The 11,814-nt window shown below is 70.3% G+C and carries 11 protein-coding genes; 5 read left to right on the top strand and 6 right to left on the bottom strand.

What is annotated here, in order from left to right; genetic code table 11:
- The first annotated feature begins 5 nt into the window (after window positions 1-5).
- Window positions 6-1,424 carry an LCP family protein gene (locus tag ACLZOT_RS32075; protein ID WP_416972615.1) on the top strand — a complete coding sequence of 473 codons (1,419 nt, stop codon included), beginning with the start codon at window positions 6-8 and terminating at the stop codon, window positions 1,422-1,424.
- Between the two features lie 88 nt (window positions 1,425-1,512).
- On the opposite strand, the gene ACLZOT_RS32070 is transcribed toward ACLZOT_RS32075, so the two are convergent.
- Window positions 1,513-1,863, bottom strand: coding sequence for a hypothetical protein (locus tag ACLZOT_RS32070; RefSeq protein WP_416972614.1), 351 nt, complete (start codon window positions 1,861-1,863; stop codon window positions 1,513-1,515).
- Between the two features lie 179 nt (window positions 1,864-2,042).
- Complete coding sequence (locus ACLZOT_RS32065) at window positions 2,043-2,411, bottom strand: VOC family protein (protein ID WP_416972613.1); 369 nt, start codon at window positions 2,409-2,411, stop codon at window positions 2,043-2,045.
- A gap of 207 nt (window positions 2,412-2,618) precedes the next feature.
- Here ACLZOT_RS32065 and ACLZOT_RS32060 point away from each other — a divergent pair, with 207 nt between their 5' ends.
- Window positions 2,619-3,410: an SAM-dependent methyltransferase gene (locus tag ACLZOT_RS32060; protein WP_416972612.1), complete on the top strand. Its 792-nt coding sequence runs from the start codon at window positions 2,619-2,621 to the stop codon at window positions 3,408-3,410.
- A gap of 54 nt (window positions 3,411-3,464) precedes the next feature.
- Here ACLZOT_RS32060 and ACLZOT_RS32055 read toward each other — a convergent pair whose 3' ends face one another.
- From ACLZOT_RS32055 to ACLZOT_RS32040, 4 genes are all read right to left on the bottom strand, one after another.
- A complete protein-coding gene (locus ACLZOT_RS32055; RefSeq protein WP_416972611.1) occupies window positions 3,465-6,467 on the bottom strand; it encodes a S8 family serine peptidase in 3,003 nt (1,000 codons plus the stop codon).
- 228 nt (window positions 6,468-6,695) lie between these two features.
- The gene (locus ACLZOT_RS32050) at window positions 6,696-7,307 is read right to left on the bottom strand and encodes an HAD family hydrolase (RefSeq protein WP_416972610.1); all 612 of its coding nucleotides are present in this window, start codon (window positions 7,305-7,307) and stop codon (window positions 6,696-6,698) included.
- A complete protein-coding gene (locus ACLZOT_RS32045; RefSeq protein WP_416972609.1) occupies window positions 7,300-8,613 on the bottom strand; it encodes an LCP family protein in 1,314 nt (437 codons plus the stop codon). Before ACLZOT_RS32045 ends, ACLZOT_RS32050 begins: the two co-directional genes overlap by 8 nt.
- 134 nt (window positions 8,614-8,747) lie before the next feature.
- Window positions 8,748-9,173, bottom strand: coding sequence for an ATP-binding protein (locus ACLZOT_RS32040; RefSeq protein WP_416972608.1), 426 nt, complete (start codon window positions 9,171-9,173; stop codon window positions 8,748-8,750).
- Between the two features lie 222 nt (window positions 9,174-9,395).
- On the opposite strand from ACLZOT_RS32040, the gene ACLZOT_RS32035 reads away from it, so the two are divergent.
- The 3 genes from ACLZOT_RS32035 to ACLZOT_RS32025 all read left to right on the top strand — a co-directional run bounded on the left by ACLZOT_RS32035 (window position 9,396) and on the right by ACLZOT_RS32025 (window position 11,769).
- Window positions 9,396-10,247: a helix-turn-helix domain-containing protein gene (locus ACLZOT_RS32035; RefSeq protein ID WP_416972607.1), complete on the top strand. Its 852-nt coding sequence runs from the start codon at window positions 9,396-9,398 to the stop codon at window positions 10,245-10,247.
- 10 nt (window positions 10,248-10,257) lie between these two features.
- Window positions 10,258-10,443, top strand: coding sequence for a DUF397 domain-containing protein (locus ACLZOT_RS32030; RefSeq protein ID WP_416972606.1), 186 nt, complete (start codon window positions 10,258-10,260; stop codon window positions 10,441-10,443).
- A gap of 114 nt (window positions 10,444-10,557) precedes the next feature.
- Complete coding sequence (locus tag ACLZOT_RS32025; RefSeq protein ID WP_416972605.1) at window positions 10,558-11,769, top strand: helix-turn-helix domain-containing protein; 1,212 nt, start codon at window positions 10,558-10,560, stop codon at window positions 11,767-11,769.
- Window positions 11,770-11,814 lie beyond the last annotated feature (45 nt).

Below are 11,814 nucleotides of genomic sequence, written 5' to 3'. Positions count from 1 at the left end.
CCCACATGCCCCGTACCCCTCGCTCCCGTCGCCCCGCGCGCCGCCGTACGCGTCCGCGCTGGGCGCTGCGGCTCACCACCACCCTCTCCGTCGTCGTCCTCGCGTCCGCCGGGATCGGGCACTCCGTCGTCTCCACCCTCGACGCGGACATCGCGCGCGTGGACCCCTTCAAGGACATGAAGAACCGGCCGCGCGCGGGGCACGGCATGAACGTCCTGCTCGTCGGCACCGACGGGCGCGACAGGATCAGCGAGGCCGAGCGGCAGAAGTACCGGCTCGGCGGGGCGCCCTGCCACTGCACCGACACGATCATGATCGTGCACATCTCGGAGGACCGGGAGCGGGCCAGCGTCGTCAGCCTGCCGCGCGACAGCTACGCCGACACGCCCCCGCACACCGACGACACCACCGGGCAGCAGCATCGCGGGCATCCGATCCGGATCAACGCGGCGTACGCGGAGGGCGGGCCGCAGCTCACCGTACGGACCGTCGAGCACATGACCCGCGTCAAGATCGACCACTACCTCGAAGTCGACTTCACGAGCTTCATGAAGACGGTGGACGTGCTGGGCGGGGTGAAGATCTGTACGGCCGCTCCGCTGCGTGACACGTACACGGGGTTGAACCTCTCCCCCGGCACCCACACCCTCCTCGGCGGCGAGGCCCTCCAGTACGTCCGCTCCCGGCACGCCGACGCCTCCTCCGACCTCGGGCGGATGAAACGCCAGCAGCGGTTCCTGGCCGCCCTGGTGGACCGTACGACGTCCTCCGGGATCCTCTTCAACCCGCTGCGGTTCCGGGACGTGACGCGGGCCGTGCTCGGCTCCGTGCGGGCCGACCGGGGCTTCGGGACCGACGAGTTGATCGACCTCGGGCGGGCCATGCGGAACTTCTCGCCCTCGTCCTCCGAGTTCATGACCGTGCCCATCGGGGAGATGGGGTACGCGGTGAAGGGGATCGGGTCGACGCTGAAGTGGGACCCGGTTCGTGCCGGGCGGGTTTTCCAGGCCCTCCGCGACGACAAGCCGCTTGCCGGGGCGCGGCCCAAGGCTGCCGCCGTGCCTGTCGTCGAGGTGGCTCCGGCGCTGATCCACGTCCAGGTCGAGAACGGGTCCGGGACCGACGGGCTGGGGCGGCGGGCCGACACCGCGCTGGCCCGTGCCGGGTTCCGGGCGAACGGGAAGCCGGTGACCTCCGCGGTTCGGGTGTCCCGGACTTTGGTCATGTACGACCCCCGGTGGGACCGGTCGGCACGGTCCCTGGCCGCCGCGCTGCCCGGCAGTGAGCTGCGGGCCGTCAAAGGGCTGGGGGCCGTGCTCAAGGTGGTCGTCGGGCCGCGGTTCGGGGAGGTGCGGAAGGTTCGGGGGCGGGAGGCCGGGGAATCCGGGGTGCTTCGGGGGGACGAGGTGGGGTGCGAGGACTGAGGTTCGGCCCGTGCCGATTCCGGGGTGGGTGGGACTCGGCGGTGGTCGTTGCCGTGCCGGTTGCCCGGCGGGAGGCGGTCGGCGGTTCTCATCCGCCCTCCCCGCCTCCCGCCGGCCTTCGGCGCCACCGGACCTCGGACCGCCACTGCCGGCTGTCGCTGAAGGGGTCGGGCAGCGTCCGTCCGCGGTACACGGCGTCCAGGCGGGTCACCTGACGCCGTAGCTCGGCGCGGGGGCCTACCGGCAACCGGCGCAGGACCTCGTCGAGTACGTCGCGGGCGTGTCTCACGTCGTCGAAGGAGCAGCCCCGGCACGAGCACTCCGCCTCCTGCGGGTACAGGGGTTTGCGTCCCGGTGATTCGAGGAAGGCGCGGTATCGCCGCAGCGCACGGTCCGTGGCTCCCTGGTGGACGTAGTAGTCGCCCGAGAGCCTCTCCACCCGGTCTACTGCCAGGCCGGTACGGGTCGAGATCCCGGGAATCCTCGCTGGCGGCAGTGCTTCCCGGAGGCGCGGGCCACCCTGTTCGGCGCGCAGGGCGCCGGGCCGACTACGCGGCATCTGCCTTTCGGTGTGTGGTCATGGGCGTCATCATGCCCGCGCTCTCGACCTGTTGGCCATCAGGTGTCCGTCGGGGCCACTCGGATCAGGTTGCCGTCGGGGTCCGCGACCACGAAGGTGCGGCCGAAGACCGCGTCCATCGGTTCGGTGACGGGCTTGGCGCCCATCGCCGTCCACTTCTCGAAGCGGCGGTCGATCTCCTCCGGGGTGTCCGTGACCGTGAGGCAGACCTCGCTGGTGCGGGGGGTATGCGGGGCCGGGTCCGCGTGGCCGCTCCAGAGGGAGAGGGAGGCGGAGTCGCCCAGGGCGAAGGCGATGTAGCCGGGGGATTCGAAGGTGGGGGTGCCGAGGTCGAGGAGGTCCGCGTAGAAGCGGGCGGCCTTGGGGGCGTCGGTGACGTAGACGATGAAGGTGATCGACGGTGACATGGGGGCTCCCTGGTCGGTGGGTGTGGTGGGGAGCTTGCCGGGGATACCTGACAGGGGGCGTCATGTTTTCTCGGGTGTGCTGAAGTCGTTCTCGCGCCGGGCGACCTCTCCTACGGGGGAACGAAGTCGGTTGTGAAGGTCAGGAGTTGGAAACAAGTGTCCGAAACCTGACCCCGGAAGGGGGGTTCCGGATCTACCTTGGTCCCCATGCTCGGGGCTTCTCACTTCCGGTCCGATGTGTCGCATTCCGCCCGGATATGGAATTACTGGCTCGGCGGGATGGGGCACTATCCGGTCGACGCGGAGGTCGGCGACCACATCGTCGCGCTGGTTCCCGCCCTGCCCCGCTCGGCGGTGGCGGACCGCCGGTTTCTCGCGCGGGCCGTCCGGTATCTCGCGGGAGAGGCGGGGATCCGGCAGTTTCTGGACATCGGCACGGGCCTGCCGATCACCGACAACACGCACGAGATCGCGCAGCGCGTGAACCCGGCCTGCCGGGTCGTGTGCGTCGACAACGACCCGCTCGTCTTCGCGCACGCGCACGCGCTGCTGACGAGCACCCCGGAGGGCGCGGCCGTCTTCGTCGAGGGCGACATCCACGACCCGGAGACGATCCTGCGCAAGGCGTCGGCGACGCTGGACCTGACCCGCCCGGTCGCCCTGACCCTCCTCGGGGTCCTGAACTTCGTCCTCGACACCGACGAGGCCGCCGCGATCGTCCGCCGCCTCCTGGACGCGGTCCCCTCGGGGAGCCACGTCGTCATCTCCCACCCGACGACGGAGGTCGACGGCGAGGCGATGGGCGAGGCGGTGTCGTACTGGAACGCGCAGGGGGCGTCCCCGATGACCCTGCGCAGCCGCGCGGAGGTGATCCGCCTCTTCGAGGGCGCGGAGCTGCTGGACCCGGGCGTGGTGACGTGCACACGCTGGCGTCCGGAGGGGGCGGGCGCGGACATCGGGGCGGTGACGCACTTCGCGGGGGTGGCCCGCAAGCCATGAGCGAAGGGGCGGACCCCCGGTGCCCGGCACCGGAAGCCCGCCCCTTCGGCGGTGCTACGGCTTGACCGTCAGCGTCGCCGTACCGACGGCCTTCTTGCCGTCCCCGTAGGAGACCAGCGCGAGGTAGACGCTGCCGCGCTTGAGGCCCTTCCAGGACACCGTGGACTTCGCCACCGCCCCCTGCTTGACCTTCTGCGACGCCGGCGTGGCCGTCACCTTCGGCGCGGGCTTGCCGTTCTTGCCGATCAGCCAGGTGTGGAGCGTGTAGCTCTGGCTGCCGGAACCGGCGGGCGCGACCGCCTGGTTGACGTAGACGTCGTAGGTGCCGGGCGCGAGGTCGGCGTGCTCGTCGTTCCCGGCGCCGGGCGAGGAGACGACGTTGCCGTCCTTGTCGACGACCCACAGGTCGACGTCGCCGCCCTTGAAGTCGGACGGCACGATGGCGACCCGCGCGAGCGCGGTGCCCGCCGGGACGGTCAGCTTGCTCGCGGCGGTGTTCGGACCCGGCTTGGACGGGTCGACGTCACCGGCCCCCTTGAGGGTGCCCGTCTTCGTCGTCCCGGCGTAGAGCCCGTTCACGGCGGTGGTGAGGGTCCCGGTGAACCCGGCCTTGGGCGCGAGCGCGACGGAGCCGGAGGCACCCTTGCCGGTGACCGCCCCGGCCGCGTTGACCTGCGCCGCGCGCAGGGCGACGGCGGAGCGCACCTTGTGCTTCCCGTCGGCCCAACTGACCGCCCCGAACGCCCACTTGCCGTACGCGGCGGAGGCGCGGGTGAAGGTCACCTTGTACGTGGCCGAGCGGCCCGGCAGGACGGTCAGCTTGGCCGGGGAGACGGTGGCCTTGTAGCCGGCCGGGGTCTCGACGGACGCGGTGTAGACGCCCTTCGTGCCGCTGACGTTGGTGACGGTCCGGGTGACCGTCTGGGCGCCCGCGAGGTCACCGACGGAGATCGTCGGGGTGTTGAGGTCGCTCGGGTCGATCTTCCTGGCGCTCGCGCAGACGTTCCGCCCGTCGGTGGTCGTCGGCGGCTGCCCGATCGCGCAGAGGTAGGCGACCCAGTCCACGACCGTCGAGTTGTAGACGAGCCCGGGGTCGGCCGCGCTGGTCGGGACGACGTGCCCGGAGCCGTAGTCGAGCGGGGTGGCGACGGTGCCGCCGGCCCGCTGGATCGGCTTGCCCGCGCTGTCCTTGGTGGTCGCGGTCGTCATCAGCGCCGACTTGACCTCCATCGGCGTCCAGTTCGGGTGCAGCTGGCGCAGGAGCAGCGCGAGCCCGGAGACGTGCGGCGCCGACATCGACGTACCGGACATGATCCCCTGCTCGCCGGAGAAGCCCGGGGTGCCCTTGGCGACGCCCGCGACGACGTCCACGCCCGGCGCGGTGATGTCGGGCTTGAGGAGGTCGCCGCCGCTGTTGAGGTCGGGCCCGGAGGAGGAGAACCCGGCGACGACGGGGGCTTCCTGGCGTACGGCGCGGGCGGCGGCCAGGGCGGCGGTCGCGCCGGAGCCGTCCGCGTACGCCTTCACGGCCTCGCCGTCCGCCTTGTTCAGGTGGACGCCGGGGACGGTGTGCGCGTCGGCGATCTCCTCGTCGGTCGCGAGGGTGTTGTACAGCACCAGGCCGACCCCGCCGGCCGCCTTCACCTGGGCGCTCTTGTCGGTGCGGGCGTTGCCGCCGCGCGCGCAGACCACGATCGCGCCCTTGACCTTGGCCGGGTCGAGGGTGTCGGGCATGCACAGGCCCGCGTTCGCCGGGTCGGCGCCGCTCCTGGCGGCCTTGGCGCCGTCGACGAGCGGGGCGGAGGGCACCGCGGTGCCGGCGATGCTGACGCCGCTGTACGCCTTGCCGTTGCCGAGGGTCAGGGTGCCCTGGTAGCCGATGGAGTGGCTGGAGGCGGCGACGGTCGTCACCCACGGGAGGCCGTTGGAGGCGGTGCCGGGGCCGGAGTTGCCGGCCGAGGCGGAGACGAAGACACCGGCGCGGGCCGCGTTCAGCATCGCCAGGTACTCGGGGCGGTTCGCCTTCTCGGTGTTGGGGCCGCCGAGCGAGTAGTTGATGACGTCGACGCCGTCGGCGACGGCCTTCTCCATCGCGGCGACGATGTCGACAGTCCCGCAGCCGTCCGTGTAACAGACGCGGTAGGCGGCGATCCGGGCCGCCGGGGCTATGCCGGATATCTTCCCGGAGATCCCGCTGTCCGGGACGCTCGCGGCGATGTCCGCGTTGCCCGCGGCGGTGCTCGCGGTGTGCGTGCCGTGGGACTCGCCGTCGAGGGGCGACGGCCAGTCGTTCTCCTTCGGCTCGGTGATGCTCTTGTTGAAGTACTGGGCGCCGATCACCTTGTTGTTGCAGGTGACGCGGTGCGCCGGGTCCTGGCCCGGGTCGCAGACGCCCTTCCACTTCGCGTTGACGGCCGCCTGGCCGGGGGCGACCCCGGGGAAGGCCGCGAAGGACGGGTTGGCGGGGTCGATACCGGTGTCGAGGTCACCGAGGATCATGCCCGCGCCCGCGTTGGCCTGGCCGCCAGGGATCTTCGAGTAGAGGCCGCCGGGCTTCTTCAGGCCGAGGAAGTCGGCGGTGTCGGCGGCGGGGAGGGCGCCGGTCGCGGCCGTCGTGGTGGCCAGCGGGTGGCTCATCACGTTCCGGGTCAGCGTCAGGACGCCCGGCGTACGGGCCAGTTCGCTCGCCTGGCTCGCCGTCAGCTTCGCGGCGAAGCCGTTCAGGAGGAGCTGGTAGCTGTAGAGGGGCTTGACGCCGTCGACCGCGTCGAGGACCTTGTCGCGCTCCTGCTTGAGGTCGCGTACGAGGTCACGGACGGCGTCGGTCGCGGTGTTCAGCCGGGTGCCGGGCTTCGGCGCGGTCGCCGGGTCGGTGGCGACGGGCTGGTCGGCGAGCTGGACGAAGTAGATGCCGGGCGCGTACGTCTGCTGATCGGCGCCGGGCGCGGGCTGGGCCGCGAGGGCCGGAGTGCCGGACGCCAGGACGAGGGCGCCGACGAACGTGGGAGTCAGCAGGGCCGCTCTGTGGCGGCGCCGGCCGGGGTGGTGCTGGGACAAGGTGGGCCTTCCCCCGCGCATGCCGGCCCACGGGGAGGGGACATGCGCATGACGGTCGCAAGTGGAGTGGTCGAGTCCCCCGAGATGACCGTCATCTTGTTACGCGTGGGGCGGGCGGGGAAGACCGATCAGCTTGAAGTCTCAAGAGATTCACAGCAGTTTCACGGACTTCGCCGGTCGTTCTCCCCTACCTGCGGGTACGGGCCGGAAAATCGACGGCGGCCCCCTTCACCCCAGCAACGGCTCCAGCGCCCGCTCCAGGTCCGCCGCCTCGCGGAAGTGCACCGGCAGCATCCCGAGCGCCTGCGCCGCCTCGACGTTCTCCAGCGTGTCGTCCACGAACAGGCAGCGCTCCGGCGCCACCCCGGCCAGCTCGGCGGCGAGCCGGTAGATCCGCGGGTCGGGCTTCGCGAGGCCCACCCGGGCACTGCTGACGACGTGGTCCGCGAGGTCGGTCAGCTTCATCTCCGCGAGGTCCGCCTCCAGCTCCAGCGTCGCGTTGGTCACCAGGACCAGGGGGACGTGGACGCGGGCGCGGCGCAGCAGGGTGACGACGGCGTCGTCCGCGTGGAAGGGGGACTCCAGGAGGGCGCGGCCGAGATCCCAGGCGGTCGGCTCGTCCACCATCCCCGTCAGCTTCTCCGCGATCAGCGACACCCACTCCTGGCCGGTGATGCGGCCGAGCAGCAGCGGCAGGTCGGTCTCCGGGGCGAACGCGACCTTGAACGTCGTCCCCTCGGCCAGGCCCGCCGCGCGCTCCAGCGCGTGGACGCCGGAGCTGTCGAAGCGGCGGATGACGTTGTCGACGTCACACAGGACGGCATCGAAAGACCTAGTCACTGGTGACGGTGACCTTCTGGTCGTTGTTCAGCTCCTTGACGAGCTGCTTGACCTTCGTCTTGTCCCACACGAGGTTGCCGCCGCTGGAACCGGAGATCGGCATGTTCATCGACGTGCCGTCGCCGCCGTTGACACCCTTCATCGCGAAGAACATCGAGCCCAGGTCCCACAGCGACATGTCCTTGTCGACGATGAGGGAGTCGAGGCCCGCGCCCAGCGTCGGGTACAGCGCGAAGGGGTTCAGGACCGTGCCCGGCGTCGCGACCTCGTGCGCCAGCGCGGCCAGGAACTTCTGCTGGTTCTTCGTCCGCTGGAGGTCGGAGGCGGCGAAGGCGTGCCGGGTACGGACGAACGCGAGCGCCTCCTCGCCGTTCAGCTTCTGCTTGCCGGCCTGGAAGTCGGCGCCGGAGTACTTGTCCTTGAACGCCTTGTCGATGGTGATCTCGACGCCGCCGACCGCGTCGACGATGTTCGCGAACCCCGCGAAGCCGATCTCGACGTAGTGGTCGATGCGCAGGCCCGTGTTGAACTCGACGGTCCGTACGAGGAGTTCGGGGCCGTCCGTGGCGTACGCGGCGTTCAGCTTGATGCGCTTGCCGGTGCCCTGGAAGGTCTTGCCGGACTCCGAGCCGACGAACGACGGCAGCTCCACGTCCGAGTCGCGCGGCAGCGAGATCAGCGTGTCGCCGTTGCCGCCGACGTGCAGGATCATCATCGAGTCCGTGCGCTTGCCCTCGGCCGAGCCGGTGTGCAGCTTCTTCTTCTCCTCGGCGGACATGCCCTCGCGGCTGTCCGACCCGACGATCAGGTAGTTCGTCCCGTCCCCGCCGCTCGGCCGGTCGATGACCTTCGACAGGTCGACCTCGCGGCGCAGCTTGCCGTCCGCCCAGAAGTACGTCCCGACGGTCGTGACGATCAGCACGCCGGCCAGCGTGATCGCGCCCCACTTGATCCGCTTGCGCCAGTTCGGCGCGGGGCGGGTGGAGCCGGCGTGCCCGACGCCGCCGCCCTGGCCGCCGCCACCGCCGTACACCTGGCCGGTGTTGTACCCGTCGTACCCCTGCTGGCTCTGCGGCCCGCCGCCCTGGTCCAGGTACTGGGGCTGGCCCTGGTAGGACTGCTGCTGTTGCTGAGGCGGCACCCCGTACCCCGGCGGCGGCGGAGCCCCCGCCCCGCCCCGCTGCACCTGCCGCATCACCCGAGCACCCTCGGGCTGTGCGCTCGCGCTGCCGTACCCGTGACCGCCACCGGCGCTGCCACGTCCGCCCCGGTTGTCACCGGACCATCCCTCGGGCCAATCGTTCATGGCGACAGTGTGCCGGTCGGCCCTGTCCCCCATACAACCCCCGTCGGAAAATCAGATCCTCCCTGTTGCCAAGCCGACACAAAGTCGCGGTTTCCATACAGGGGTGAAGGTGATGGACAGGGCATTCAGGATGATCAGCAGGATTTGACCTCGAACCACAGAAGCTTCCCTGCGAGGGTCTCCAGGCCGCCCCACGCGTGCGCGTACGCCTGCACGAGACACAGCCCCCGCCCGCCCTCGGCGTCGGGCGGCGGAAAAGGGACCCGGTGGCCGACGGGGTGGGCGAAGGCGGCGGGGATGTGCGGATGTGTGTCCCAGACGCCGACACGGAGACGGTCGTCACCGGGAGCGGTGAGCCGTACGGAGGCGGGGCCGGTGGTGTGGCGGTAGGTGTTGGTCACCATCTCGGAGGTGAGCAGTTCCACCGGGTGGATCAGGTCGCGCATGTTGTGGGCGGTGAGAGCGGCTCGTACGGTCATGCGTGCGACGTGTGCGGCTACGGGGGTACGGGGGAGGCGGAGGGAGTAGGTCCAGGTGTCGGGCGGGGATACGGTGCTCATTCGGGGACCTTTCGGGAAAGGGGTGAGTGATCAACTGCCGTGCCCGGCGGTGGCTTTGCCCGGGGTGGGTGCGCTTCCGGCTTACGGGTGGGGCGAGTTGGGCGGCACGAGTCTCACCATAGACTCCGAGAGCTGAAGGTTTTGCAGAGTTCAGCAAAACCTTCAGTAGTTTCCTTCGTGTGGGTGACCACTACGTCAGGCGTACGAAAGAGGAGCGAGGGCATGACACCGAGGCCCGCCCCCACCGCACGACGCCTCCGCATCGGTACGGAACTGCGCCGACTGCGGGAACGTGCCGGTATGCCGGCTGTCGAGGCCGCCAGATGCCTGGGGACGACACAGGCGCAGATCAGCAACATCGAGGCCAACCGCTTCGGTGTCAGCACGGACCGCGTCCATACGCTTGCCCATATCTACGGCTGCACGGACCAGCCCTTGGTCGATGCGCTCGCGGCCATGGCCGCCGACCGTACGCGAGGCTGGTGGACGGAGTACCGCGACACCCTGCCTCCCCGCCTCCTCGACCTGGCCGAGTTGGAACACCACGCCACGGCGCTGCGCGTGACCCAGGTCATCAACATTCCCGGCCTGCTCCAGACGCCGGAACACGCCCGCGCGCTGTTCCGTGAAGCGGTGCCCGCCCTGCGCCCGCACGAGATCGAGTACCGCATCTCCCACCGCATCAAGCGCCAGGCGATCCTGCACCGCGAACAGCCGGTGCCGTACACGGCCATCGTCCACGAGGCGGCTCTGCGTATGCAGTTCGGCGGTCGAGAGGTAGCCAGGGCTCAACTGCGCCACCTCGCCGAGATGAGTGGGCACCCCGCCGTCAGCCTCCGTGTGATCCCCTTCGACGGCACCGCGTTTCCCACCACGGGGCATGCCGTCGACTACTTCCATGGCCCGGTGCCCGCCCTCGACACAGTCGAGGTGGACACTGCCCATGGGAGCGAACTCGTCGATGCGGCAGGCCGGTTGGAGGTGTACCGGATCGTCCTGGACCGAATGGAGGCTGTTGCCCTGAAGCCCGCCCCCTCGCTCGACCTCATCCACCGCGTTGCCCACGACATCTGAGAGACGAACCATGACCGAACCGACCTGGCAGAAGTCGACCCACAGTGAACAGGGTTCCGCCTGCGTCGAGATAGCCACCGCCCCGTCGACCGTCCGAGTCCGCGACTCGAAAACTCCTTCCCTCCCTCACTTCACTGTGTCCCCCACCGCCTGGGCCGGCTTCGTGACGTACCTGACGGAGGACGAGAGTCCGTGACAGCCGCACCCAGGGTCTTGAGGCCGTACCGTTCACGGATCGGTGGGCCGAGTACGCGGCGTGATGATGCCCGGCCTCTGATCGACTCCTGCCCGTCGGCGTAGCCTGAGGTGTATGGCTGAGCACCTGGGGGACCGGCTGAGGCGTCTCCGTCGACTCGCAGACCTTACGCAAGAGGCATTGGCGGAGCGCTCCGGGGTGTCCGTCGATGTGATTCAGAAGCTTGAGCAAAAACGGAAACACAGCGCACGTCTGCCCACCCTGCACGACCTGTCCCGGGGCCTGGGCGTCGAGCTGACCGCCTTGCTCGGCGACCCACCCGGCGCCCCCTCCACCGGCGACGCCGACCCGCCTCAACTGGTCGCCCTCCGCCGCGCGGTCATGCCCCCGCTGTTCGCTCCGCTCCCCGAGCCGAACGGCGTCGAGCGACTGTCGCCGACCTTGCTGCGCCGGGAGATCTCCGGTGGCTGGACGCTGTACCACGACGCCGAGTTCGGCCGTCTCATGGAAGTCCTCCCGGACATCATCGCCGACGCCCGTTTCGTTGCCGCGGTGGGCAAGACGGACGAGCGGGCCGCAGGCCAGGCCGCACTGGGCAAGGCCCTGCAACTCGCCAGCCACCTCGCCATCCGCCTCGGCAAGACGGACCTCGCGCTCAGCGCCCTCGAACGGGCGATGAACGCCGCCACCGACTCCTCGGACCCGCTGCTCGCTCCCATGATCAGCAACAGCGTGGCGTGGAACTACCAACGGCAGAACAGGCTGGACGACGCCGAGAACCTCGCCGTCCACGCCGCCGACGGGGTCGAGAGAGAGCACGGAGACACCGCTGAAGGACTGCGGGTCTGGGGTGGCCTCATCATGTCCGCCGCCACGTCCTCCGCTCGTTCCGGGGACTACGAGACAGCGAACGACATGATGACCAGGGCGGAGGAAGCGACGAAGCGGCTCGCGCTCCTGCCGCCTCCCGTCGACGGCAAGATGGTCTCCGTGTTCAGCCGCTCGTCCGTCCGCATCGAACGCGTACGCCTCGCGGTCCAGCACGACCGCCCGGAAGAAGCGCTCTCCCTGGCCAAGGGAATGCGGCTCAGCGCCGACACGCCCCCGTCCTGGCGCACCTGGCTCCTGCTGGACGTGGCACGCGCCCACACGGACCTGGGCAACCCCGAAGGCGCCGTCAAGGCCCTGGAGAAGCTCAAGAAGATCGCTCCGACCTGGATGCGGCACCACACCCTCGCGGTGGCCGTCGTGAGCGACCTCTGGGCAGGGTCGTACCGTCCTCCTGGCCTGCGGAAGCTCGCCGAGTTCCTGGGGATTGCCAACTAAGGCCCCGAAACTAGGACGTTGCGTCCCTGTCCCGCCTTCCGCCCC

Origin of the sequence: Streptomyces sp. 4F14 (assembly GCF_048159485.1) — a bacterium.
GTDB lineage: Bacteria > Actinomycetota > Actinomycetes > Streptomycetales > Streptomycetaceae > Streptomyces.
This window is presented reverse-complemented; position numbering and strand designations above follow the sequence as displayed.